This window comes from Streptomyces sp. NPDC056160 (genome assembly GCF_042268205.1).
In the GTDB taxonomy this organism is placed as follows: Bacteria; Actinomycetota; Actinomycetes; order Streptomycetales; family Streptomycetaceae; genus Streptomyces.
Genome location: NZ_JBHJUW010000057.1, coordinates 12697 through 36955, shown reverse-complemented (window position 1 = coordinate 36955; position 24259 = coordinate 12697). Strand labels below are relative to the sequence as shown.

Sequence of the window (24259 nt, the reverse complement as noted above, 5' to 3'; positions counted from 1 at the left end):
CGGGGGGCACGTCACACCAGGGCGTCCAGCCTGGACAGCTCGTCGGGCGACAGCAGCACTTCGGCCGCCTCCAGGTTCTCCTCCAGGTGGGCGAGCGTGCCCGTGCCGGGCGTCGGGCAGAGCACGGGGGAGTGGTGCAGCAGCCAGGCCAGGGCGATCTGCGCCGGGGACGCCCCGTGCCCGGCGGCGATCGCGGCACACACCGGGTGCCCGGCCAACTCGCCGTTGCCCAGCGGGAACCACGGCAGGAAGGCGATACCGCGCTCCTCGCACAGCCGCAGCAGCGGCTCACTGGCGCGGTCGAGCAGGTGGTAGCGGTTCTGCACCGAAACCACCTCCGTCAGCTCCAGCGCGGCCGAGAGCTGTTCGGCGGTGACGGTGTCCAGGCCGATGTGCCGGATCTTCCCCTCGGTGCGCAACTGCGCGAGCGTGCCCAGCTGTTCGGCCATCGGCACGGCCGGATCCAGCCGGTGCAGCTGGTACAGGTCGATCCGCTCGCGCCGCAGCCGGCGCAGGCTCGCCTCGCACATCGCCCGCAGCGAGGCCGGCCGCCCGTCCACGTGCCAGGCGTCGTCCCCGGTGCGCACCACCCCGCCCTTGGTGGCGACGACCACCCCCTCCGGGTAGGGGTGCAGCGCCTCGGCCACCAACTCCTCCGCGAGGTGAGGACCGTAGTTGTCGGCGGTGTCGATCAGGCTCACCCCGCGCTCCACCGCCCGCCGCAGCACCGCCACCGCGTCCTCGGTGGCACCGCGCGGGCCCCAGTAGCCGGGGCCGGTGAGCTGGGCGGTGCCGTAGCCGAGGCGGCGTACGGGCAGGTCACCGCCGAGTGTGAAGGTCTGCCGGGGCTGCACGTGAACTCCTGGGTCTCGGGGGAGCTTCGGGTCTGCGGGGGCTGTCGACGGGCCGTGAGCGGCGCATGGGAGGCTGCTCCCATGCGCTACGTCATCATCGGGGCAGGGGCGGTCGGCGGTGCGGTCGGGGGGCGGCTCGCGCAGAGCGGGCGCGAGGTGGTGCTGGTGGCACGCGGCGCGCACCTCGCGGCGCTGCGCGCGCACGGGCTGCGGCTGAGAGTCCCGCAGGGCGAGGCGGTGCTCGACCTGCCCGCCGTCGAGGGGCCCGCGGAGCTGGGCCCGCTGCGCGCCGACGACGTGCTCGTCCTGGCCGTCAAGACGCAGGACACCCAGGCGGCGCTCGCGGCCTGGGGGCCGGCGCCCGTCGAGGGCGGCGGCACGGCGGCACAGCGGCTGCCGCTGCTGTGCGCGCAGAACGGGGTGGAGGGGCAGCGGCTCGCGCTGCGCGGCTTCCGCCGGGTCTACGGCGTCTGCGTGTGGCTGCCCGCCACGCACGTCGAGCCGGGCGCCGTCTCCGCCGCGGGCACCCCGCTCACCGGCATGCTGCACCTGGGCCGCTACCCGCACGGCACCGACGACACCCTGCGGCGGATCGCCGCCGACCTGGAGTCGGCGCACTTCGAGGCGCCGGTCGTGCCCGACGTGAGCCGCTGGCAGTACGCCAAGCTGCTCGGCAACCTCGCCAACGCGATGGAGGCCGTCAGCGGCCCCCTGGTGAGCGAGGAGGCCGTGGCCCTGTACGCCAGGGTGCGCGCCGAGGGCGAGGCCGTGCTCGCGGCGGCGGGCATCGCGTACGCGAGTGCGGAGGAGCAGAGCACTCTGCGCGGCGACAAGATCACCCTGGTTCCGCTGCCCGGCGCGCCGCGCGGCGGCGGCTCCTCGTGGCAGTCCCTCACACGCGGCACCGGCACCATCGAGGCCGACCACCTCAACGGCGAGATCGTGCTCCTGGGGCGGCTGCACGGCGTACCCGCACCGCTGAACGAACTGCTGCAACGCCTCGCCAACTCCTTCGCCCGACAGGGCCGGGCCGCCGGGTCGCTGCCGGTGGCGGAACTGGTCCGGCTGGCCGACGAGGTGGAGCAGGAAAACAGCCGCTGATTGGGCCGTGATCGTGCGCCGATGGGCCACTAGCGTCCAGGGCATGACCAGTACCCGTACACATACCGATCCGGACACCGCGGCCCCCACCCGGGTCGACTTCTACTTCGACCCCGCCTGCCCCTTCGCCTGGATCACCTCACGCTGGCTGCTGGAGGTCGAGCGCGAACGCCCGCTCGACCTCCGGTTCCACGTGATGAGCCTGTTCCTGCACAACACGGGCAACGAACTGCCCGACTGGTACCGCGAACTGGTCGACAAGTCGATCGGCCTGGTGCGCGTGGCCGTGGCCGCCGCCGAGCGGTACGGCGACGAGAAGGTGCTGCGCGACCTGTACACCGCCTTCGGCACCCGCATCCACGAGCGCGAGGAGACGGACTTCGACGCGGTCGTCACCGGCGCCCTCGCCGAACTCGGGCTCTTCGCCGACCTGGCGGGCGCGGCCCACGACCCGGCGTACGACGACGCCGTGCGCCGCAGTCACGAGGCCGGCGCCGAAGCGGAGTCGGGCGGGTACGTGGGGACGCCGACGATCCACGTCGACAAAACGGTGTGGTTCGGACCCGTCCTGCGGGCGGTTCCCCGGGGCGCCGAGGCGGCCAGGCTCTTCGACAGCTTCCGGGTCCTGGCCGGACATCCGGACTTCTTCGAACTCAAGCGCACCCGCACGGGAACGCTGCGCTTCGACTGAACGGAGCCCGGGCCGCCCCGGCCCGCACCCGCGTCAGGCGCCGAGGGCCGCGGCCAGTGGCAGCCGTGCCGCCTCGTACCGTTCGAGCAGCACCCTCGCGACCTCGGGCGCCGGGCCGAGCACATCGGCGAGCACGTCCGCCCCGGCCGCGCCGCGGGCGATGCGGTCCGGCAGGAAGCCAGGAGCCAGGACGTACGGTGCGACCGCCACCCGCGCACAGCCCAGCTCCCGCAGTTCCCGCACCGCGTCCTCGGTGCGGGGAAGGGATGCGGAGGCGAACGCAGGCCGCACGGCGCACCAACCGGTACGCCACCACTCCCGCGCGATGTCGGCGATCACTGCGATCGCCTCCGGGTCGGAGGACCCCGCCGAGGCCAGGACGACCCCGGTCGAGGACTTGTCGGCGGGAGTCAGTCCCGCCTCGTGCAGCCGGCGTTCCAGGGCCGCCGTCAGCAGCGGCGAGGGCCCCAGCACGTCGGCCTGCCGGATCCGCAGCCCCGGCGGTGCCTGGCGCAGCACCGCCGGGATGTCCGTCTTGGCGTGGAAGGCGCGGGTCAGCAGCAGCGGCAGCGCCACCACGTCCCGGACCCCGTCGGCGGCCAGGGTCTCCAGCACGCCCGGCACGGACGGCACGTCGAAGTCCAGGAAGCCGGTCTCCACCCGCAGCTGCGGACGCACGGCCCGCACCCGCCGCACCAGGGCGTGCACGGTCGCGGCATGCCGCGGATCGCGGCTGCCGTGCGCGACGACCAGGAGGACGGGCTGCTGGGACACGGGCGTTCAGCTCTTCACGAAGAGGCCGCGGCTGCGCAGCACCCACCGCTCCAGCGGACTGAAGATCAGCAGGTCGATGGCGATGCCGACGAACAGGATGAGGACGATGGCCTGGAACACCATGGACATCGAGCTGGCGTTGCGGCCGTTCTCCAGCAGCGCGCCCAGGCCGATGCCCAGGTCGGGCGAGGAGGCGATGATCTCCGCGGCCATCAGCGAGCGCCAGGAGAAGGCCCAGCCCTGCTTCAGACCGGCGAGGTAGCCGGGCAGCGCGGCCGGCAGCACGATGTGCCAGGCCCCGCGCACGCCCGTCGCGCCCATCGTGCGGCCCGCCCGCAGGAACAGCGGCGGCACCTGGTCGATGCCGGAGACCAGGCCGTTGGCGATGGACGGCACCGCGCCGAGCAGGATCACCGCGTACATCATCGAGTTGTCCAGGCCCAGCCAGATCACCGCGGGCGGCACCCACGCCACCGACGGCAGCGACTGGAGCCCCGACAGCACCGGTCCGATGGCGGCCCGCACGAACTTCACCCGGGCCACCAGCAGGCCCAGCGGGGTGCCGATGGCCAGCGCGAACAGGAAGCCCAGCAGGCCGCGCGAGACGGACGTCCAGATGAAGCCGAAGAGCGTGCCCTGGAGCCAGGCGTCCTTGAACTCGCGGCCCACGTCGGCGGGCGAGGGCAGCTTCGTCGGGTCGTCCACCACGTGGAAGGTGATCAGCGCCTGCCACAGCAGCAGGACCACCACGGCGGCCGTCACCGGCGGCAGGATCTTGTCGACGAAGGTCTTCCGGAAGGGCGTACGGCCGCTCTGGGTGACCTCCAGCGCGTCGAGTCCCGCCTCCACGCCCCCCAGGCCCGCGTCCCGGCCGCCGGCTTCGGCGTCCTGCGCCGACGTCGTCTCAGTGCTGGCCATGGCGGCGGATCTCCCCACGCAGTACTTCGGTGATCTCCAGGGACAGTTCCGCGACGGGCGCGTCCTCGATGCGACGCGGCTGCGGGATGTCCACGGTCCACTGACGGGCCACCCGCCCCGGCCGCGAGGACAGCAGCACCACGCGCTGCGCGAGCCGTACCGCCTCGCGCACGTTGTGCGTCACGAACAGGACCGAGACACCGGTCTCCTGCCAGATCCGGGTCAGCTCGTCGTGCAGGACGTCGCGGGTGATGGCGTCCAGCGCCGCGAACGGCTCGTCCATCAGCAGCAGGTTGCTCTCCTGTGCGAGCGCGCGGGCCATCGCCACGCGCTGGCGCATGCCGCCCGACAGTTCGTGCACGCGCTTGCCGTACGCGCCCTTCAGCCGGACCAGTTCGAGCAGTTCCTCGGCCCTGCCGCGGCGGTCCTGCTTCGGCACGCCCCGCAGCCGCAGGGCGAGTTCGATGTTCTTGCCCGCCGTCAGCCACGGGAACAGCGCGTGCTCCTGGAACATCAGCGCGGGGCGGCCGTCCGTGGTGATGGCGCCGGCGCTCGGGCGGTCAAGGCCCGCCACCAGGTTCAGCAGCGTGGACTTGCCGCACCCCGAGGCCCCCAGGAGGGTGACGAACTCGCCCGGAGCGACATCGAGGGTGATGTCGTCCAGGACGAGTTGCTGCCCGCCCGGAGCCGCGAAGGACTTCGAGACGTTCTCAAGGCGTGCCGCGTGCTCGACGGCCTCGGGGGCCTTGGCGAGGGTGGTCGTGGCCATGGTCGTCACCTCCTGGGAACTCTTCGTTCAGGGTCTGAGGCTCTACCGGGCGCCGAGACCGGCGTCGCTGACAGTGGGCCTGCCCTCCGCCTTCAGGACCTTGTTCAGGAGGGAGAGGTCGTAGATGCCGTCCAGCTTCGGCTGCTGGAGCAGGCCGGCCTTGACGGCGTGCCCGGCCTCGGTGTTCAGGGTCGCGGCCAGCGGGTCGTCGGTGATCCTGATGGACTTCCACGCCGGGTCGAGCACGTCGGCCGGCAGGGCCTTGCCGGAGTCGACCGCCAGTTGCCTGTTGGCGGCCTCCTTCGCCTGGTCCGGGTTGGCGTTGATCCACTTGTTTGTCTCGACGGACGCCTTCAGGACGGCCTCGACCGCCTTGGGGTGGGCCTTGAGGAACTTCTGCGAGACGATGACGTTGGTGATGACGAACTTCTTGTCCGGCCACAGCGCGGACTCGTCGAGCAGCACCTTGGCACCCTCGGCGACCAGCTTGGACGCGGTCGGCTCCGGCACCCAGGCGCCGTCGACGGAACCCGACTTGTAGGCGTCCGGGGTGACCTTGTTGTCGGTGCGGACCACCGACACGTCGCCCTTGCCGCTCTGCGCGTCGACCTTCCAGCCCTGCTCGGCGATCCAGTTGAGGAACGCCACGTCCTGGGTGTTGCCCAGCTGGGGCGTGGCGATCTTCTTGCCCTTGACGTCCTTCAGCGACTTGATCTTCGCCGGGTTCACCACGAGCTTGACCCCGCCGGACGCCGAACCGGCGATGATCCGCAGGTTCTTGCCGTCCGACTTGGTGTATCCGTTGATCGCCGGGGACGGGCCGATCCAGCCGATGTCGATGGAGCCGGAGTTCAGGGCCTCGATCTCGGACGGCCCGGCGTTGAAGACCTGGTACTTGGCCTTGGTCGCCCCCAGGGACTTCTGGAAGAAGCCCTTCTGCACGCCCACCAGGGCGGTGGCGTGGGTGACGTTGCCGAAGTAGCCGATCTTGACGGAGTCGAGGCCGTCGGTCTTCTGGGCGCCGGCGGCTATCTTCTGGTCGGCGGAGTCGTCCTTGGCGTTCGATCCGTAGCCGCAGGCGGCGAGCGTGAGCAGGGGAAGCGCGGCGGCCACGGCGAGGCCGCGGCGCAGGGCGGTGGAGCGGATGGCAGGCACGGGAGGTGTTCCTCTCGTTGGCCCGGCGGTCACGGTCTCTCAGGTCGTGGCCGGGAGGTCGGCAGGTCTTCGTCTACTGCGCAGGCGGGGGGTGAGGGCGCGCATGCGGTGCGCGTACGTCAGCGCACACATCGGGCCACCCCGCCCTGTCCGCTGCCGAGGGCACCGCTGCCGACCCGGCCGCCCTCCTTGGCGAACATCGAGTAGAAATCGCAGGAGTTCATGGTCAGAAGTCCCAGCCGTCCTCGTCGGCGTCACCCTTGACCGGGTCCGGCGCGGCGAACGACTCGCCGACCATGCCCGCGGTCAGCGTGGTGCCGTCGGAGGGGTCGATGAGGATGAACGAGCCGGTACGGCGCGAGTCGGCGTACGAGTCGGCCGGCAGCGGCTCCGCGGTGCGGATCTTCACCCGGCCGATGTCGTTGGCGACGAGCTGCCCCGGGTGCGGGTGCAGGGACAGGTCGTCCAGGGTGAGCCGGGACGGGATGTCCTTGACGATCGCCTTGACCGTGCGGGTGCCGTGCTTGAGCAGCACCCGGTGGCCGACCGTCAGCGGGGCGTCGGCGACGTGGCAGACGGTCGCCTCCACGTCCTGGGTGGTCGCCGGCGCGTCCGCGCTCGGCACGATCAGGTCGCCGCGCGAGACGTCGATGTCGTCCTCCAGCAGCACGGTGACCGACTGGGTCGTCCAGGCCGCGTCGACCGGCACGCCGAGCAGGTCGATGCCGGAGATCCGCGAGGTGCGGCCGGAGGGCAGCACGGTGACCTCCTCCCCGACGCGGAAGGAACCCGCCGCGATCTGACCGGCGTACCCGCGGTAATCCGGGTGCTCGGCGGTGCGCGGACGGATCACGTACTGCACGGGCAGCCGCGCGTGGCAGTGCGCCAGGTCGTGGCTGACCGGGACCGTCTCCAGGTGCTCCAGGACGGTCGGGCCGCCGTACCAGTCCATCACCGAGGACGGTTCCACCACGTTGTCACCGGCGAGCGCCGAGATCGGGATCGCGGTGACCTCCGGGACGCCCAGCTCGGTGGCGTACGCCGTGAACTCCTCGGCGATCGCCGCGAACACCGGCTCCCGGTAGCCGACCAGGTCCATCTTGTTGACGGCGAGGACCACGTGCGGCACCCGCAGCAGCGCGGCGATCGCGGCGTGCCGGCGGGTCTGCTCCACGACGCCGTTGCGGGCGTCGACCAGGATCACCGTCAGCTCGGCGGTGGAGGCGCCGGTGACCATGTTCCGCGTGTACTGCACGTGGCCGGGGGTGTCGGCGAGGATGAACCGGCGGCGCGCGGTCGCGAAGTAGCGGTAGGCCACGTCGATGGTGATGCCCTGCTCGCGCTCGGCCCGCAGGCCGTCGGTGAGCAGCGCCAGGTCCGGGGCGTCCTGACCGCGGCCGGCCGAGGCGCGCTCCACGGCCTCCAGCTGGTCGGTGAGGACCGACTTGGAGTCGTGCAGCAGCCGGCCGACGAGGGTGGACTTGCCGTCGTCGACGGACCCGGCGGTGGCGAACCGCAGCAGGGTCGTCTCCGACAGCTGCTCGACCGACAGCGGCTCGGTGGGTTCGGTGGTGCTGGTCATGGTTAGAAGTACCCCTCGCGCTTGCGGTCTTCCATCGCGGCCTCGGAGAGCTTGTCGTCGGCGCGGGTGGCACCGCGCTCGGTGAGGCGGGAGGCGGCGATCTCCGTGATCACCTTCTCGATGGTGTCGGCGTCGGAGTCGACCGCCCCGGTGCAGGACATGTCCCCGACCGTGCGGTAGCGGACCTGCCGCTTCTCCACGGTCTCGCCCTCGCGGGGGCCGCCCCACTCGCCCGCGGTCAGCCACATGCCGGCCCGCGCGAAGACCTCACGCTCGTGCGCGAAGTAGATCGCCGGCAGCTCGATGCCCTCCCGGGCGATGTACTGCCACACGTCCAGCTCGGTCCAGTTGGACAGCGGGAAGACGCGGACGTGCTCGCCGGGCGCGTGCCGGCCGTTGTACAGGTTCCACAGCTCGGGGCGCTGGCGGCGCGGGTCCCACTGGGAGAACTCGTCGCGCAGCGAGAACACCCGCTCCTTGGCGCGGGCCTTCTCCTCGTCGCGGCGCCCGCCGCCGAAGACCGCGTCGAACTTCTCCGCCTGGATCTTCTCCGTCAGCGGCAGCGTCTGCAGCGGATTGCGGGTGCCGTCCGCGCGCTCCTTGAGGACGCCCCGGTCGATGTAGTCCTGCACGGAGGCGACGTGCAGGCGCAGCCCGTGCTTGTCCACCGTCCGGTCCCGGTACTGCAGCACCTCGGGGAAGTTGTGCCCGGTGTCCACGTGCAGCAGGGCGAACGGCACCGGCGCGGGCGCGAACGCCTTCAGCGCCAGGTGCAGCATCAGGATCGAGTCCTTGCCCCCGGAGAAGAGGATCACCGGGTTCTCGAACTCGCCCGCCACCTCGCGGAAGATGTGCACCGCCTCGGACTCCAGCGCGTCCAGGTGCGTCAGGGCGTACGGTCCCGCCGTGCCCTCCCCGACCTCGGCGACGGTCGTCGTCATGCCAGTCCCCTTTCGCTGAGCAGCGCGTACACCGACGCCGCGGACTCCTGCACGCTCTGGTGCTGCGACTCGATCCGCAGATCCGGCGTCGCGGGCTCCTCGTACGGGTCGTCGACGCCCGTCAGGCCGGTCAGTTCGCCCGCGGCCTGCTTGGCGTACAGGCCCTTCACGTCGCGCACCGAGCACACCTCGACCGGGGTGGCGACGTGCACCTCGACGTACGCCGTGCCGTTCTCCTCGTGCCGCTTGCGGACCGCCTCCCGGCTGTCCGCGTACGGCGCGATCACCGGGACCAGCGCGAGGACGCCGTTGCGGGCGAGCAGTTCGGCGACGAAGCCGATCCGCTGCACGTTGGTGTGCCGGTCCTCGCGGCTGAAGCCGAGGCCCGCCGAGATGAACTCGCGGATCTCGTCGCCGTCGAGCACCTCGACGCGGTGGCCCTCCTCGCGGAGCCGGCCCGCCAGCTCGTGCGCGATGGTGGTCTTGCCGGCGCTCGGCAGACCCGTGAGCCAGACGGTGGCTCCGGTCGTCACGTGGTTCTCCTGTATGTCTGTCATGGTCAGCCGTGCAACCCGCACTCGGTCTTGGCACGGCCCGCCCAGCGCCCGGCCCGCGCGTCCTCGCCCTCCAGCAGGCGGCGGGTGCAGGGCGCGCAGCCGACGGAGCCGTAGCCGTCCGTCAGCAGCGGGTTGGTGAGGACGCCGTGTTCGCTGACGTAGGCGTCCACGTCGTCCTGCGTCCAGCGGGCGATCGGGGAGATCTTGACCTTCTGCCGCTTCTCGTCCCAGCCGACGACCGGGGTGTTCGCCCGGGTCGGGGACTCGTCGCGGCGCAGTCCGGTGGCCCACGCCCGGTAGCCGGTCAGGCCTTCCTGGAGCGGTCGCACCTTGCGCAGCGCGCAGCACAGGTCGGGGTCGCGGTCGTGCAGTTTCGGGCCGTACTCGGCGTCCTGCTCGGCCACCGTCTGCCGCGGGGTCAAGGTGATGACGTTGACGTCCATCACGGCCTCGACGGCGTCGCGGGTACCGATGGTCTCCGGGAAGTGGTAGCCGGTGTCGAGGAACACCACGTCCACGCCGGGCATCGCGCGGGAGGCGAGGTGGGCGACCACCGCGTCCTCCATGGAGGAGGTCACGCAGAACCGCTTGCCGAAGGTGTCGGCCGCCCACTGGAGGATCTCCAGCGCGGAGACGTCCTCCAGGTCGCGGCCGGCCTGCTCGGCCAGCTCCTTCAACTCCTCGGCGGAGCGATCCTGCTGAGTCGCCGTCATGTCTGCTCGTCCCCTCCGTCGTCGCCCGTCTGCCGGAGCCCACGGGCCAGCAGCCCGCGGAACTTCAGCTGGAAGCCCCGGTTGCACGCCGCGCACTCCCACACTCCGTGGCCCTCCTCACCCGGGCGCAGGTCCTCCTCGCCGCAGTAGGGGCAGTAGAACGGCGCCGCACGCTCGCTCACGACAGCGCCTCGTCCGACGCCCGCGCCGCCCAGACGGCGAAGCGCTCGCCGTCCTCGCGCTCCGCCTGGAAGCGCGTGAGGAGCCGCTCGATGTAGTCGGGCAGTTCGTCGGAGGTCACCTTCAGGCCGCGGACCTTGCGGCCGAAGGACGGCTCGAGACCGAGGGCGCCGCCCAGGTGGACCTGGTAGCCGCCGACCTGGTTGCCGTCGGCGTCGGTGACCAGCTGGCCCTTGAGACCGATGTCCGCGGTCTGGATGCGGGCGCAGGCGTTCGGGCAGCCGTTGATGTTGATGGTGACCGGCTCGTCGAAGTCGGGCAGCCGGCGCTCCAGTTCGTCGATGAGATCGCTGCCGCGGTCCTTGGTCTCGACGATCGCGAGCTTGCAGAACTCGATGCCGGTGCAGGCCATCGTGCCGCGCCGGAACGGGGACGGGGTGACCCTCAGATCCAGCGCCTCCAGGCCGTCGACCAGCGAGTCGACCCGGTCCTCGGGGACGTCCAGGACGATCATCTTCTGCTCGACGGTGGTGGAGACCCGTCCCGAGCCGTGCTCCTCGGCCAGCGCGGCGACCTTGGTGAGCAGCGAGCCGTCCATCCGGCCCACGCGCGGGGCGAAACCGACGTAGAAGCGGCCGTCCTTCTGCCGGTGCACGCCGATGTGGTCGCGCCAGGCCTGCGCGGGCATCTCGGGCGCGGGGCCGTCGATCAGCTTGCGGTTCAGGTACTCGTCCTCCAGTACCTGGCGGAACTTCTCCGCGCCCCAGTCGGCGACCAGGAACTTCAGCCGGGCCCGGTTGCGCAGCCGCCGGTAGCCGTAGTCCCGGAAGATCGAGGTGACGCCCTCCCAGACGTCCGGCACCTCGGCCTCCGGCACCCAGGCGCCCAGCCGCACGCCGAACCGGGGGTTGGTGGACAGGCCGCCGCCGACCCACAGGTCGAAACCGGGGCCGTGTTCGGGGTGGACCACGCCGACGAAGGAGATGTCGTTGATCTCGTGCGCCACGTCGAGGAGCGGGGAGCCGGAGACGGCCGTCTTGAACTTGCGCGGCAGGTTGGAGAAGCGCGGGTCGCCGATGAAGCGGCGGGCGATCTCGTCCAGCGCGGCCGAGCCGTCGATGATCTCGTCCTCGGCGACGCCCGCGACCGGGGAGCCGAGCATGCCGCGCGGGCAGTCGCCGCACGCCTCGGTGGTGGACAGGCCGACCGACTCAAGGCGTTCCCAGATGGCGGGCACGTCCTCGATGCGCACCCAGTGGAACTGGATGTTCTGCCGGTCGGTGATGTCGGCGGTGCCCCGCGCGTACGTCTCCGAGACCTCGCCGATCGCCCGCAGTTGCTCGGTGGTGAGCCGTCCGCCCGTGATGCGGACGCGCATCATGAAGTACTCGTCCTCCAGCTCCTCGGGCTCCAGCAGGCCGGTGCGGCCGCCGTCGATCCCGGGGCGCCGCTGGGTGTACAGACCCCACCAGCGGAAACGTCCCCGCAGGTCATTGGGGTCGATGGCGTGGAAACCGCGCTTGGAGTAGATCGTCTCAATGCGTGTCCGCACATTGAGACCGTCGTCGTCCTTCTTGAGCTGTTCGTTGCCGTTGAGCGGGGTCAGGTGCCCCACGGCCCACTGTCCCTCGCCACGGTGACGGCTCACCTTGCGGCGGGGCGCGACGGAGTTCTGCGAAGAGGCGGCGGCCATGGTCGATACGTCCTTCGGGACAGCAGGGTATGCGGCTCTGACCTGCGCGGATGCGGGCGCATGGGCAGACAGGCAGGCGGGCGCGTCGTTGCGCGGAGAAGGGGAGACAGAAGATCCGGGTGGTGCTGTGCCCGTGGCCTCAGGCCACTGCGGGCGAGTCAGCTCGCCGGACAGATGGCGCTGGACATGCGGCCGTGGTCGACGTGCCGTCGGCTCACCAAGGCGGTTCCAGTTCCAGACATGACCGCAGCGTGGCACGGCGATCTGGACACAGTCCACCTTTGTCCAAAGTGCGGACACCCTTGTCCCGGGATGCGGGACAAGGGTGTCGTCGGGCAGGTAGGGGAAAGCGGTTGCCCCCGCTCGGAACAGGCGGGGAGGCGCCGCCCGGAGCGGGCCGGGGAGGCGTCGGGCGGATCAGGCCGGGAAGGCGCCGGGCCAAGGACCCGGAGTGGCCACCTCCGCCTCCTCCTCGACCTTGGTGTCGAAGAGCTTGAACCCGCGGCGCCGGTAGTTGTCCATCGCGTGCTCGCCGTCCTTGCTGCACGTGTGCAGCCACACCCGCTTCGTCGGCGCGAGATCCGGCCAGCGGTCGGCGAGGTCCCAGGCGCGGGCGGCCCCGTACGACAGCAGGTACCCGCCGATCCGCCGGCCGCGGAAGGCGGGGATCAGCCCGAAGTAGACGATCTCGACCACCCCGTCGTCCTGCGCCTCCAGTTCGACGTATCCCGCGGGCGTGCCCCGGTCGTACGCCACCCACGTCTCGACCCCGGGACGCTCCAGGTACGCACCCCACCGGGCGTACGACCAGCCGAGCCGGTCCGTCCAGCGGATGTCGCCGCCCACCGACGCGTACAGGAACCGGTTGAACTCGGGCGAGGGCACCTCGGAGCGGACGACCCGGACGTCCCCCTCGGGCGCGGTGGCCGGCAGGAGGTCGGCCGGGGCGCTCTGCTCCAGGGACCAGGTGGTCACGGCGATGTTCGTCATGCCGGCCAGGGAATCATCCGGCCGGGGTTCCTGTCGATCGAGGCGGGGTGCGGTCGACCGAGGGGCTTGTGCTGGTCGAGGGCCGTGTCGGGTCCGGGCGGCCCGACCGGCGGCTGCTTCGGGGGCGGCGGGCCCGCCGCCCCGGTAGGTGGCGAACTGCCCGGGGTCCGCCCCGCGTGCGCGGGCCCCGGACGGGTGGGCGGGGCTACGGCCGCCAGATCACCGCGGTGCTCGTGGAACTTCCCGGTGCCGGGAAGGCGATCCGGACGCCGACGGCCACGCCGGCGCTGTTGATGGACGTGGCGTAGGAGTTGCTGCCCTGCGGTGTCACGTTCAGTTCGGTCAGGCTCCCGTCGGCCTCGTAGCGGAGGGCGAAGCGGTGCTGGTCGGACGGGACCTTGGCCCCCGTGTACCCGACGGAGACACCGGCGTCGTTGACGGCGACGGCCGTGGTGTACTCGTACGCGGAGCCGATCGCCGTGGCGGTGCCGTCGGGGCTCCAACTCGTCGCGGTGTAGTCGATGTTGTCCGCTCCGAGCTGCCGACCGACGACGGTGCCCGAAGCGTTGATGTCGTTCGCGTTGGAGCGCGGGCCCAGGTCCGTGACGGTGCCGTCGGCGCCCCACGTCACGGAGTGGGACTGGGCGATCGTGCCACCGGTCGGCACGGCCCCCCGCGCGAGCACGGTGCCGGCGTCGTTGATCCGGACGACCCATGCGGTGGAGTAGGCCGAGGCCGGGTCGAGCGGGACGGGATTGCCGTCCGGGTCCCACTTCACGGGGTGGTAGGCGTTGTAGTCCGAGAAGGAGACGCCGGCGACCGTGCCCGAGCTGTTGACCGAGAGGGCGAAGGTGAGGGTGTCACCCTTGAGCGGAGCGAGCTGGACGGCCTGGCCGTCCGGGCGCCACTTCACTGCGTGGTAGGTCCCGCCGAGCGCGGACTCTCCCACCGCGATACCGGTGCGGCTCATCGCGCGGAAGACGGTGCTGGTGTCGCCGGGCAGCGGCTGCAGTCGGGTGACCGTGCCGTCGGGCGCCCAGCGCACCGTGTGGCTCCCCGACCAGCCGGCGGCGGTGCCGTCGTCGCTGACGGCCTCGACGTAGCCCATCGGGTCCCCGGGCAGCAGCGGGAGTGTAGTGGGGCTGAGGTCCGGGTTCCAACGGACCGGAGACATCTGGTTGCCGGGACCGGCGGTGTGGCCGACGATCACCCCGTTGCCGTTGATTGCTGCGGGGTAGCTCGAGGTGGCGCCGGGCGGGAGGGGCAGGTCGGCGGCCGCGTTGGCCGTCGGGCCGGTGTCGGCCGACGCGCTGCCGGCCGTGGTCAGCGTGAGGGTGCAGGCGGTGGCCAGGGCGATGGTGGCGGCGCCCGCGGACCACAGGGCTCTGATGCCGATGCTCATGACGCGCGTTCCTCGTCTCGTGGACTTCCTCGGAATGGCACTGTGATGGTGCTGTGTCACGTCGCGCTCGGAGAGTTCCCATGGGTAACACCACTCGCCGCACAGGAACTTCACTCAGTCTTCACGACGTCGGGCGCGGCCGCAGTGGAATGCCGAAGCCGAACTCGTGTGAGCCGGGACCGGATGCTGTGACGAGCGACCTTTCGGCAGGCCTGGACGACGTGCCCCGGGCCCGATTGCAGCACTCCTACGGCACGGCCGAAGCAGCAGGCCGCCGGCTGTTTTTCACACCCGCTCCGCTACGAGGCAGCTGTCCCCGGCGGCTTCACCCTGGACGACTTCGCCATCGACACCGCCGTCGCCACGCTCACCTGCCCCCGGGAACACACCGTTGCCCTGTCGACCCCTGGGGAGCGGCACAACCAGCGCAAGGCAGCCTTCGGGAACTGTGCACCGGATGCCCCCTGCGTGAGCGGTGCACCGAAGCCGAGTCAGGCCGCATCCTGACCATCCGCTCCCCTCACGACCTGCTCGCGGCTGCCCGCCACAAGGCCGTCACCGACCCCGACCGGCAAGCGGACTACCGGCGCCGGCGACCACCGGTCCAACGCGCCGTCGCCTGGCTCGTCCATGAGTCTTCTAGTGCAGTTCGTGTTCGAGGGAGGACAGGGGTAAGGCGAACAGCGTGCGTCCGGAGACGGACCACAGTTCGCCGGTCTGCGGCACGTAGGACAGGGAACCGGTGCCGTCGCCCCAGCAGCGGTGCGTGTCGCCCGACGCCCCGCACTCCGTGGCCTCGGCGCCGTTCACGTCCTGCCGCCACAGCGTGCCGTGCCCGCCCCGCTTCCCGGCCGTCCGGCCCAGGTACCAGTCGGTGTGGCCGGAGGGGCCCGTGCGGTGCGAGAGCACGCCCCGTACGCCGTTCGCCTCGGTCTCGTACGCCTCGCCCGCCGTCACGGTCCCGGAGGAGTCCGCGGCCAGGAGTCCGGCGCGCGCGGGATCCGTGCTGAAGGGGTAGCGCCACAGGCGGGTGTGGCGGTCGCCGTCCGCGGCCGCCGTCTCGCTCGCGACCAGGCTGTCCGGCACGGAACTGGCGTCGAGGGAGAGGCCGGTGGGACAGGGGGGTGCGGCACCGTCCGGGCCGGACGTACGGTCTGCCGCGGACGTGGTGCCCGAACCGCTCGCGGCCCTGCCCGTGCCGCCCGCGTCCGCCGTCCGGGCGCAGCTGCCCTCCGCCGGGCGGTAGGAGGCGACTGCCGGGAGGACCCAGCGGTAGCCGTGCGCGGACCAGCCGCCCGGGACCCGGCCGACCGCGTCGCCGGCGACGGTGGCCCGCTGGATGCGGCGCAGGTCGTAGACGTACAGCGCGTCGCGCTCGCCGTCCGAGGTGGTCACGAGCAGTTTGTCCTGGTACCGGACCATGCCCGAGACGCGGGACGCGAGCGCCCGGTAGTCGCGTCCGTCGGCGACCGGGACGGTCAGCAGCGCCCAGGTGTAGGTGAGGCGGGCCGGGTCGTCGGCGTCCACGAACGCCACCCGCGCCAGCCGCCCCCGCCCGGTGTCGTCGCCGCGGTGGGTCCAGCCGGAGAGGAGCAGCCGGTGCGTGCCCCAGCGGCCGTCGCCCCCGGCGTCCCCCGAGGCGGCCACGGACTCCGGGCGCCACGCCTGGGTGGCCGCATCCTCGGTGTCCCAGCAGTAGGCGCGGGTGGCCGCCGGTTCGACGGGCAGGGCCTTCTTCTCCTCGCCCGTGCAGTCGGCGGCGTCGCGCAGGTTGCGGTCGGTGTCGCTCAGCACCGTACCGGCGTCGACCGGGCGGCCCATGGACGCGGCGAGCCGGTCCAGGGAGCGGGCGGGTACGGGTTGTTCGGTGAGTTTCAGTCCGCCCAGTTCGGCGGCCGAGGTGAGCGGCTGGAGAGCGCCGGGGTCGTCGGTGACCGTGGCCTGCGAGGCGCTGATCAGGGTGGCGGTGGCGGTCAGCGCCAGTCCGGCCCCGGCCAGGACCGCGCGCAGCGCCCTGCCCCGCCTGCGCCGACGGTGTCGCCCGCGTTGCCTCATCCAACCCCCTTGGTCCAGGGCTCGGCCCGCCTCCGGGACGCCCGCCGGCCGGGCGGGTCAACTGCGCCGCGCGATCCGAGCGTTGAGCAAGGAGCGGATGGGGCGACCCACGGTGATGCTACGGCAGTTGGGCGCGCCGTATGGCGAAGACCCTGTAAACGTGGGTGAGATGCGAGGTCGCGCGGCCCGCTCGCCTGGGGCGCGCCCTCCGCGTACCTGGGGCGCGCGGCCCGAGGAACTGGCGCACAGCGGCTTTCGCGCGCGCTCCCCTCGTGCGCTCCCTCCCCTTCGATGCGCGGTGCTTCGAGGCGCGGTGCTTCAGGGCACGGTGCCTTCAAGGCGCGGTCTCCTCATGGCACGGTGGCCGGCCTCTTCAGGGCACGGTGGACGGCGCCGGCCGCCCCCGGCGCACCGACGGGGCCGCCGACTGCGGCAGCAGGTCGCGGGGGTCGGCCGGGAGCAGCACCTGGACCTCGGCGTCCTCGCGGAAGCGGTACGGCCGGTGTTCGAGCAGCGGCCCCAAGGACCGGCGTACGCGCGACATCGCCGCCCGGACGGTGACCGTGCGGGACGGGTCCCCGAACACCTCCACGGTCAGGTCGGCGGCGCTGCGGCCGGCCCGGTGCACGGCGAGGAGGCACAGGTGTTCCGCGTGGCGCGGGCTCGGTTCGCGTGCCCAGGTGCCGGCGCCGCCCGAGACGGCGACCGGCCAGCGGCGCGGACGGGACAGGTCCGGGACGATGCCAGTGTCGCCAGGTGGGGCGGCCTCCTCGCCCGCCCGCCCGCAGCAGCCAGCAGCCAGCAGCCAGCCGCCGGCCAGCGGCCCCAGCGGGCACAGCCCGACCGCCGGCAGCCGACGCCGGCCGGGTGCACAGGACGCGGGCAGGGCGATCCGCGCGGGGTACGGCATTCCGGTCGCCGCTGCCGTCCAGCCGTCCCGGTCCACCACCGCGGCCGGGCCGCGCAACCGGGCCGGCACCGAAGCGGCCACCGCGCGCAGCCGTTCCGGCGCGGCCAGGCGCATCTCCCGCAGCCCGGCCTCGGCCAGTGTGGCCACCGAGTCCACCCGGGCCGGCGTGGTGGGGTGCATGCTCTCCAGCGGCCCACTGACGTCCACCACACCGATCAGCCGGCCGTCGCGCGGATCGGTGACGGGCGCCCCGGTGCGGGTCCAGGTGGTGTGCGAGCGCACGAAGTGCTCCGAGGCGAAGACCTGTACGGGTCGGCGCACCACCGCCGGAGTGCCGACCCCGTTGGTGCCGACGACGTCCTCCCGCCAGTCGGCGCCGAGCTCGGACCCGAGCCCGTCGGCCGTGCGCGGCACCGACGCGTGCCCCTCGCGCCACAGCACCCGCCGTCCTCGTCGGCGACCACCACGATGTGCCGCGCCGCGTCCGTGACCGACAGCAGCCTCTCGCGCAGCACCGGCAGGACGTGCCGCAGCGCGCGCCCGGCCATCGGCCACTCGGCGGATCGGCGCCCGTTCACCGGTCGCCCGGCGAGCCGGCGCCCGGCCTCCGCCCACGCGCAGCGCCGCCTCTCAGGACCTCTCGGGGCGCCTCAGGGCATCGGACGGGCGCGTTCCACCAGCGACGCCAGGTCCAGGGTGTGCGGCAGGGTGCCGAAGGCGGCGCCGTGGTCGCCGCCCAGCCGGGAGGCGCAGAAGACGTCGGCGACCTCGGGCGGCGCGTGGCGCACCAGCAGCGCGCCCTGGAGGACCAGCGCCAGCCGCTCCACCAGGCGGCGGGCGCGCGCTTCGACGCCCTCCAGGTCGGCGAGTTCGGTGAGCAGGTCCTTGATCGCGGCGTCGAGCCGGTGGTCGGCACCGCGGGCCAGGCCCACCTCCCGCAGATAGGCGTCGAGTGCCTGCGGCTCGCGGCGCAGCGCGCGCAGCACGTCGAGGGCCTGGACGTTGCCCGCGCCCTCCCAGACGGAGTTGAGCGGCGACTCCCGCACCAGGCGGGGCAGCCCGGACTCCTCGACGTACCCGTTGCCGCCCAGGCACTCCGCGGCCTCCACCACGAGTGGCGCGCAGCGTTTGGTCACCCAGTACTTGGCGGCCGGCACCGCGATCCGCAGCAGCGCGCGCTCCTGCTCGCCGCCGTCGTCCCAGGCCGCCGCGAGCCGCAGCACCAGCGTGGTCGCCGCCTCCGACTCCAGGGCCAGATCGGCGAGGACGTTGCGCATCAGCGGCTTGTCCAGGAGCGGCCCGCCGAACGCCTCCCGGTGGGCGCAGTGGTGCACCGCCTGCGCCACGGCCTGCCGCATCAGCCCCGCCGAGCCGAGCGCGCAGTCCAGCCGGGTCGCCGCCACCATCTCGATGATGGTGCGCACCCCGCGCCCCTCCTCACCGACCCGGCGCGCCCACGTCCCGGCGAACTCGACCTCCGCCGAGGCGTTCGACCGATTGCCCAGTTTGTCCTTCAGCCGCTGGATCAGGAACACGTTGCGGGTGCCGTCCGCCAGCACGCGCGGGACGAGGAAGCAGGTCAGCCCGCCCGGGGCCTGGGCGAGGACCAGGAAGCCGTCCGACATCGGCGCCGAGCAGAACCACTTGTGCCCGGTCAGCTCGTACGTGCCGTCCTCGGCGAGCGGCCGCGCGGCCGTGGTGTTCGCCCGTACGTCGCTGCCGCCCTGCTTCTCCGTCATGCCCATCCCGAACAGGGCGCCGGCCTTCAGGTGCGCGGGCCGCAGCTCCCGGTCGTAGACCATGGACGTCAGCCGGGGCTCCCACTCGGCCGCCAGTTCCGGGTCGGCGCGCAGGGCGGGCACCGCCGCGTGGGTCATGGAGAGCGGGCAGCCGTTGCCTGCCTCGACCTGCGTCCACACGAGGAAGCCCGCCGCGCGCCGCACGTGGCCGGCCGGGCGGGTCCAGGCGGCGGTGAGACCGGCCGAGACGCCCTTGCCGAGCAGCCGGTGCCAGGCCGGGTGGAAGTCGACTTCGTCGATCCGGTGGCCGTAGCGGTCGTGGGTGCGCAGCCGGGGCGGGTTCTCGTTCGCCTGCGCGCCCCACTCCTGGAGCTGGGCCGAGCCCGCGGCCCGCCCGAGCGCGGACAGCTCGCCGCGGACCTCGTCGAGCAGGCCGGATCCGGCGTCGACGTGCCGTGCGACCGCCTCGGTCAGCGCCCGGTCGGCGGCGAAGACGTCGTAGCCGACCAGCGGGGGCACCTGGTTGGTCACGGAGTGAGTGCTGGCTGCCATGGCACGGAACCTACCCGCGCCGCGGCACCCGCCACCACACCGGCACCGCCGATCCCAGGGCGGCGGCGGTGCTCCCGTGCCGCCCCGGTGGACGGCGATCTCCGTGATGCCCCGGTGATGAGGGCGACAGGGCAGGACAGGGATACCTTTGGGTCGTGCAGCCAGCCAGCGAATCCCCCGACAGGCCGACCGGCCGCTTCCACCGGGCCCGTGCCCTCTACCGGAACGTCTCCAAGCGCAGGACCGCCTGGCTGCTGCTCAAGGACACCGTCAATTCGTGCATGGAGTACCGCATCCTCGGCCTCGCCGCCGAGGCCGCGTTCTTCACCCTGCTCTCCGTGCCGCCGCTGCTGCTGAGCCTCATCGCCCTGCTCTTCTACGTCGACTCCTGGACCGGCGCGCACACCATCGCCAGTCTGGAGCGCAACATCATGGACGCCTCCCGGACGGTCCTGTCCGACCAGGGCGTCAAGGAGATCACCCAGCCGATCCTGCGGGACGTGATGCAGGGCGGCCGGCCGGACATCGTCTCCATCGGGTTCGTGTTCGCGCTCTGGTCGGGCTCGCGCGCGGTGAACGTCTTCATCGACACCATCACCGTGATGTACGGCCTCGACGGCGTGCGCGGCATCGTCAGGACCCGGCTGATGGCCTTCCTGCTCTTCGTGGTCGCGCTGCTGATCGGCTCCGTCGCGCTGCCGCTGATGGTGGCGGGACCGGACGCGGTGGTCCGCGTCGTGCCGTGGTCGACGACCGTCGTGCAGGTGCTGTACTGGCCGGTCGTCATCGTGCTGTCCGTCGCCTTCCTGACCACGCTCTACCACGTGTCCGTGCCCGTGCGCTCCCCGTGGATCGAGGACGTGCCCGGCGCGCTGGTCGCCCTGGCCATGTGGGTGGTGTGCAGTTTCGTGCTGCGCATCTACCTGACCAGCACCGTCGAGGGCCCCACCATCTACGGCTCGCTGGCCGCGCCGGTCGCCGTGCTGCTGTGGATCGGTGTGTCCGCGTTCGCGGTGCTCGTGGGGGCCGCGGTCAACGCCGCCATCGACCGGGTCTGGCCGGCCGCCGCGACCGCCGCGGCGCGTGCCGCCAACGAACGGGTGCGCGAGGCGCAGATCGCCGAGTACGTCGCGCGGGCCGCCGCCGTCCGGGGGGCGGCCCCGGGCGCCTTCGACGACTTCGACGACGCCGACGACGGCACGGACTGCGCCGACATGCCGTCGGAGTTCCCCGAGCGCTGGTCGCGTTTCCTGCCCCCCGAGGACGTGACCGCACGCCTGCGGGCCCATGCGAAGAGCGCCCAGGCGCGCGGCGGCCCGCACAAGGAGGAGCCGAAGGAGAACCGGAACGGATCGGGGCCCGACGCGTGAGTGCCGCCGGGCGCCGGACCGAGCGTCAGGACTCCTTCCACACTCCGGCCGCCGCCGCCTCCCGCGCGAAGCCGGCGAAGTCCCGGGGCTCGCGTCCGAGCACCTGCCGCACCCCGTCGGACAGGTAGGAGTTCCGCCCGTCCAGCAGCGTCCCGAACAGTTCGACCAGGAACTCCGCCTCCTCGGCCGGCACCCCGAACCCGGCCAGCGCCTGCCCGTACGCCCGCACCGGCACCGGTCGGTACGCCAGCGCGCGCCCCGCCGCCGCGGAGGCTTCCGCGACCGCCTCGCCGAACGTCAGCAGCCGCGGCCCGGACACCTCGATCACCTGGCCGGCGTACCGGTCGCCCGAGGTCAGCGCGGCCACCACGACGTCCGCGACGTCCCGCACGTCGACGAACGGCTCGCGCACGTCCCCGGCCGGGAACACCAGTTCGCCGCTCTGTCGCAGCTCCTCCACCAGCGGCCCCTCGCTGAGGTTCTGCGCGAACCACGCGGCCCGCACCACCGTCCAGCACGCCCCCGACGCGCGCAGCGCCTTCTCGGTGGGCAGCGCCTGCTCCTCGCCCCGCGCCGACAGCAGCACCAGCCGCCGCACGCCGAGCGCGACCGCCTCGCGGGCGAGCCGCCCGACCGTGTCCGCCGCGTCCGGCGCGCCGACGTCCGAGGGGTACACGAGGTAGGCCGCGTCCGCGCCGCGCAGTACCGGCGCCCACGTCGTCGCGTCCCGCCAGTCGAAGCCCCGCGCCCGGGACGCCGCCCGCACCGTCAGCCCCGCCGCCGAGGCCGCCGCGGCGACCCTGCTCCCCGTACGGCCCGACGCACCGGTCACCACCACCGTCATCGCCGGCGCCGCCTGCCCGCCGGTCCGCGTGCCCTGCGTCTCTCGCGTGTCCTGTGTCATGGAAAGCAGTCAACCGCCGTGCCCCGTAGGGGAACCATCGTTGATCCGCGCACGCGCATAAGCGCGCGTCCAGCCCGCGTCTACGCTGTCTTCATGGACGCACTCGCAGGTCTCCTGGAGGGCCCACGCGCGCGCGGCGCCTTCATGATCCGCGCCTGCCTCGATGCGCCGTGGGCGGTACGCGTGGAGGACGAGGCCCCGCTCACGGTGATGCTGATGGCCCGCGGCGACGCCTGGATCGTGTCCGACGACGGGGAGAAGGTGCGGATCGGCCCCGGCGACCTGGCCATCGCGCGCGGCCCCGACCCGTACACCTGCGCCGACGACCCCGGTACGGCCCCGCAGGCGCTGATACTGCCGGGCGGCGAGTGCAGCTACCCCGACGGCCGCTCCCTGAACGGCTCCATGGACCTCGGCGTGCGCACCTGGGGCGACCGGCTCGACGGCGGGACGGTGATGCTGATCGGGACGTACCCCATGAAGGGCGAGATCAGCAACCGCCTGCTGGACGCGCTGCCGCCGCTGCTCACGCTGACCTCCGACGTGTGGCAGTGCCCGCTCACGCCGCTGCTGGCCGAGGAGATCGTACGGGAGGCACCGGGGCAGGAGGTCGTCCTCGACCGCCTCCTCGACCTGCTGGTCATCGCGGCGCTGCGGGCCTGGTTCGCCCGGCCGGACGCGGCGGCGCCCGCCTGGTACGGGGCGCTCGCGGACCCGGTCGTCGGCCCGGTGCTGCGCCTGGTCCAGGACGACCCGGCGCACCCGTGGACCGTCGCCGCCCTCGCCGCCGGGGCCGGGGTCTCCCGGGCCGCGCTGGCCCGCCGCTTCACCGCGCTGGTGGGGGAGCCGCCGATGACGTACCTCACGAACTGGCGGCTGGCCCTGGCCGCCGACCGGCTGCGTGACACCGACGAGACCATCGCCGCCGTCGCCCGCCAGGTCGGCTACGGCAGCGCCTTCGCGCTCTCCACCGCCTTCAAGCGCTCCTACGGCGTCAGCCCGCAGGAACACCGGACGCGGGCGGCGCACCACGGCGGCCGAGCGGAGTGAGCGGGGCGAGCGGACCGGGCACGGCGGACCGTGTGGGCGGGGCCCGGACGGACCCCGCCCACGTGGCCACGGCACCGGGCGGGTACGCCGAACGGGCCGCCCGGCTGCCCGGCGCGGTGGTGTGGGCGAAGGCCCCGCGGGCCGGCGGGGCCGGGGCGGGGCTCGTCCTGCCCGACGGCTGCATGGACCTGCTGTGGAGCGAGGGCCGGCTGCTGGTCGCCGGGCCCGACACGCGGGCGTACGCCCCCGGTGGGCCACCCGCCCACTGGGCGGGCCTGCGGTTCTTCCCCGGCACCGCGCCCGCCTGTCTCGGCGTGCCCGCGCACGAGGTGCGCGACCGGCGGGTCGACCTGGCCGACCTGTGGCCCGCCCCCGCGGTGCGGCGGCTGCGCGCCCGCCTGGAGACGGCGCGGGACCCGGCCGCCGTCCTGGAGGAGGCGGCCCTGGAGCGGGCGGAGCGGGCCAAAGGGCCGGACCCGCTGCTGCGGCACCTGGTCGCGGCCCTGGAGGCGGGCCGACCGGTCGCCGCGACCGCCGACGAACTCGGGCTCGGCGCCCGCCTGCTGCACCGCCGCTCCCTGGCCGCCTTCGGCTACGGACCCAAGACGCTGGCCCGGGTGCTGCGGATGCAGCGGGCCCTCGCGCTGGCCCGCGGCGGGGTGCCGTTCGCGCAGACGGCGGTCCGGGCCGGTTACGCCGACCAGGCCCACCTGTCCCGGGACGTACGGGCGTTGTGCGGCAGGACGCTCGGTGAGCTACTGCGCCTCGGCGGGTAGTGGCGCGAACAGGTCGACGCCGTTGCCGTCCGGGTCGTGCACGACCGCGTACCGCATCCCCCAGAACGCGTCCCACGGCTTCAGTTCCCCGTGGTGGCCCGCGCCGACCAGATCCTCGTAGAGGGAGTCCACCTCGGCCGGTGTGCCGCAGTGGAAGGCCAGCGCCGTCCGGCCGCCCCCGGCCGGTGGCCGCCACCCGGGGTGGAAGGAGCGGACGGTGTCCTCGGTGTCCAGCGCGAGGGTCAGGCCGCCGGGCAACTCGGCCTCGACGTGCGGCTGTCGTTCGGCACCGTCGGGGAAGACGAGCCCGAGGCGGCGGTAGAAGGCGAGCGAGGCGGCCAGGTCGGAGGTGACCAGCCCGACCACGGCGAATCGTGGAGTCATGCGGCCACGGTAGGCACGGACCCGGCCGGTGGTCTTGAAGAAAACGGACAGCCGCCGCGTCGCCCCGGTGCCCCGACACGCCGATCAGTGACGTTTCTCCGGTGAAGGCGTTCCGCCGTACGGGTGAGTAAAGGGCGTCTCAAGTATCGATCTCGGCATGGTCTAGGGAACCTTTTGTCTCGGCAAAGGACCGCATCTG

At 73.0% G+C, this 24259-nt stretch carries 22 protein-coding genes and 2 pseudogenes; 6 read left to right on the top strand and 18 right to left on the bottom strand.

What is annotated here, in order from left to right; genetic code table 11:
- Positions 1–11: 11 nt before the first annotated feature.
- Complete coding sequence (locus ACFC02_RS21990) at positions 12–854, bottom strand: aldo/keto reductase (RefSeq protein ID WP_376359773.1); 843 nt, start codon at positions 852–854, stop codon at positions 12–14.
- Positions 855–935: 81 nt separating this feature from the next.
- Here ACFC02_RS21990 and ACFC02_RS21985 point away from each other — a divergent pair, with 81 nt between their 5' ends.
- Complete coding sequence (locus ACFC02_RS21985) at positions 936–1955, top strand: ketopantoate reductase family protein (RefSeq protein ID WP_376359771.1); 1020 nt, start codon at positions 936–938, stop codon at positions 1953–1955.
- 43 nt (positions 1956–1998) lie between these two features.
- Positions 1999–2646, top strand: coding sequence for a DsbA family protein (locus ACFC02_RS21980; protein ID WP_376359768.1), 648 nt, complete (start codon positions 1999–2001; stop codon positions 2644–2646).
- Between the two features lie 33 nt (positions 2647–2679).
- Here ACFC02_RS21980 and ACFC02_RS21975 read toward each other — a convergent pair whose 3' ends face one another.
- The 12 genes from ACFC02_RS21975 to ACFC02_RS21920 all read right to left on the bottom strand — a co-directional run bounded on the left by ACFC02_RS21975 (position 2680) and on the right by ACFC02_RS21920 (position 14320).
- A complete protein-coding gene (locus tag ACFC02_RS21975) occupies positions 2680–3420 on the bottom strand; it encodes a sirohydrochlorin chelatase (RefSeq protein ID WP_376359765.1) in 741 nt (246 codons plus the stop codon).
- A gap of 6 nt (positions 3421–3426) precedes the next feature.
- On the bottom strand, positions 3427–4338 hold the full coding sequence (locus tag ACFC02_RS21970; protein WP_376359762.1) for an ABC transporter permease: 912 nt from the start codon (positions 4336–4338) through the stop codon (positions 3427–3429).
- The gene (locus ACFC02_RS21965) at positions 4325–5107 is read right to left on the bottom strand and encodes an ABC transporter ATP-binding protein (protein ID WP_376359759.1); all 783 of its coding nucleotides are present in this window, start codon (positions 5105–5107) and stop codon (positions 4325–4327) included. The genes ACFC02_RS21970 and ACFC02_RS21965 overlap by 14 nt, the downstream gene beginning before the upstream one ends.
- A 42-nt stretch (positions 5108–5149) precedes the next feature.
- Positions 5150–6262 (bottom strand): aliphatic sulfonate ABC transporter substrate-binding protein, encoded by a 1113-nt coding sequence (locus ACFC02_RS21960; RefSeq protein ID WP_376359756.1) that lies wholly within the window; start codon positions 6260–6262, stop codon positions 5150–5152.
- 226 nt (positions 6263–6488) lie between these two features.
- A complete protein-coding gene (locus tag ACFC02_RS21955; protein ID WP_376359753.1) occupies positions 6489–7844 on the bottom strand; it encodes a sulfate adenylyltransferase subunit 1 in 1356 nt (451 codons plus the stop codon).
- A gap of 2 nt (positions 7845–7846) precedes the next feature.
- Positions 7847–8785, bottom strand: coding sequence for a sulfate adenylyltransferase subunit CysD (cysD, locus tag ACFC02_RS21950; RefSeq protein ID WP_376359750.1), 939 nt, complete (start codon positions 8783–8785; stop codon positions 7847–7849).
- On the bottom strand, positions 8782–9318 hold the full coding sequence (gene cysC, locus ACFC02_RS21945) for an adenylyl-sulfate kinase (protein ID WP_376359801.1): 537 nt from the start codon (positions 9316–9318) through the stop codon (positions 8782–8784). The genes cysD and cysC overlap by 4 nt, the downstream gene beginning before the upstream one ends.
- A gap of 26 nt (positions 9319–9344) precedes the next feature.
- A complete protein-coding gene (locus ACFC02_RS21940; RefSeq protein WP_376359747.1) occupies positions 9345–10055 on the bottom strand; it encodes a phosphoadenylyl-sulfate reductase in 711 nt (236 codons plus the stop codon).
- The gene (locus ACFC02_RS21935; protein ID WP_376359744.1) at positions 10052–10237 is read right to left on the bottom strand and encodes a hypothetical protein; all 186 of its coding nucleotides are present in this window, start codon (positions 10235–10237) and stop codon (positions 10052–10054) included. Before ACFC02_RS21935 ends, ACFC02_RS21940 begins: the two co-directional genes overlap by 4 nt.
- The gene (locus ACFC02_RS21930; RefSeq protein ID WP_376359741.1) at positions 10234–11928 is read right to left on the bottom strand and encodes a nitrite/sulfite reductase; all 1695 of its coding nucleotides are present in this window, start codon (positions 11926–11928) and stop codon (positions 10234–10236) included. The genes ACFC02_RS21935 and ACFC02_RS21930 overlap by 4 nt, the downstream gene beginning before the upstream one ends.
- Before the next feature lie 417 nt (positions 11929–12345).
- The gene (locus tag ACFC02_RS21925) at positions 12346–12918 is read right to left on the bottom strand and encodes a GNAT family N-acetyltransferase (RefSeq protein WP_376359738.1); all 573 of its coding nucleotides are present in this window, start codon (positions 12916–12918) and stop codon (positions 12346–12348) included.
- A gap of 205 nt (positions 12919–13123) precedes the next feature.
- Positions 13124–14320, bottom strand: coding sequence for a hypothetical protein (locus tag ACFC02_RS21920; RefSeq protein WP_376359735.1), 1197 nt, complete (start codon positions 14318–14320; stop codon positions 13124–13126).
- Positions 14321–14400: 80 nt separating this feature from the next.
- On the opposite strand from ACFC02_RS21920, the pseudogene ACFC02_RS21915 reads away from it, so the two are divergent.
- Positions 14401–14937 (top strand): annotated as a pseudogene (locus ACFC02_RS21915) (transposase); the annotation flags it as partial.
- 22 nt (positions 14938–14959) lie between these two features.
- Here the strand turns inward: ACFC02_RS21915 and ACFC02_RS21910 are convergent.
- The 3 genes and pseudogenes from ACFC02_RS21910 to ACFC02_RS21900 all read right to left on the bottom strand — a co-directional run bounded on the left by ACFC02_RS21910 (position 14960) and on the right by ACFC02_RS21900 (position 19576).
- Positions 14960–16375, bottom strand: coding sequence for a hypothetical protein (locus tag ACFC02_RS21910; RefSeq protein WP_376359732.1), 1416 nt, complete (start codon positions 16373–16375; stop codon positions 14960–14962).
- A gap of 373 nt (positions 16376–16748) precedes the next feature.
- A pseudogene (locus ACFC02_RS21905) lies at positions 16749–17821 on the bottom strand (GAF domain-containing protein); the annotation flags it as partial.
- Between the two features lie 114 nt (positions 17822–17935).
- On the bottom strand, positions 17936–19576 hold the full coding sequence (locus ACFC02_RS21900; protein WP_376359730.1) for an acyl-CoA dehydrogenase family protein: 1641 nt from the start codon (positions 19574–19576) through the stop codon (positions 17936–17938).
- Between the two features lie 155 nt (positions 19577–19731).
- Here ACFC02_RS21900 and ACFC02_RS21895 point away from each other — a divergent pair, with 155 nt between their 5' ends.
- Positions 19732–20946, top strand: a complete 1215-nt coding sequence (locus tag ACFC02_RS21895) for a YihY/virulence factor BrkB family protein (RefSeq protein WP_376359727.1) — start codon at positions 19732–19734, stop codon at positions 20944–20946.
- Between the two features lie 25 nt (positions 20947–20971).
- Here ACFC02_RS21895 and ACFC02_RS21890 read toward each other — a convergent pair whose 3' ends face one another.
- A complete protein-coding gene (locus ACFC02_RS21890; protein ID WP_376359724.1) occupies positions 20972–21850 on the bottom strand; it encodes an NmrA family NAD(P)-binding protein in 879 nt (292 codons plus the stop codon).
- Positions 21851–21943: 93 nt separating this feature from the next.
- Between ACFC02_RS21890 and ACFC02_RS21885 the strand changes: the two genes are divergently transcribed.
- Both ACFC02_RS21885 and ACFC02_RS21880 read left to right on the top strand, forming a co-directional pair.
- The gene (locus tag ACFC02_RS21885) at positions 21944–22900 is read left to right on the top strand and encodes an AraC family transcriptional regulator (protein ID WP_376359721.1); all 957 of its coding nucleotides are present in this window, start codon (positions 21944–21946) and stop codon (positions 22898–22900) included.
- 62 nt (positions 22901–22962) lie between these two features.
- Positions 22963–23676 (top strand): helix-turn-helix domain-containing protein, encoded by a 714-nt coding sequence (locus tag ACFC02_RS21880; RefSeq protein WP_376359718.1) that lies wholly within the window; start codon positions 22963–22965, stop codon positions 23674–23676.
- On the opposite strand, the gene ACFC02_RS21875 is transcribed toward ACFC02_RS21880, so the two are convergent.
- Positions 23656–24060 carry a VOC family protein gene (locus ACFC02_RS21875; protein ID WP_376359715.1) on the bottom strand — a complete coding sequence of 135 codons (405 nt, stop codon included), beginning with the start codon at positions 24058–24060 and terminating at the stop codon, positions 23656–23658. The genes ACFC02_RS21880 and ACFC02_RS21875 overlap by 21 nt on opposite strands.
- Between the last annotated feature and the right edge of the window lie 199 nt (positions 24061–24259).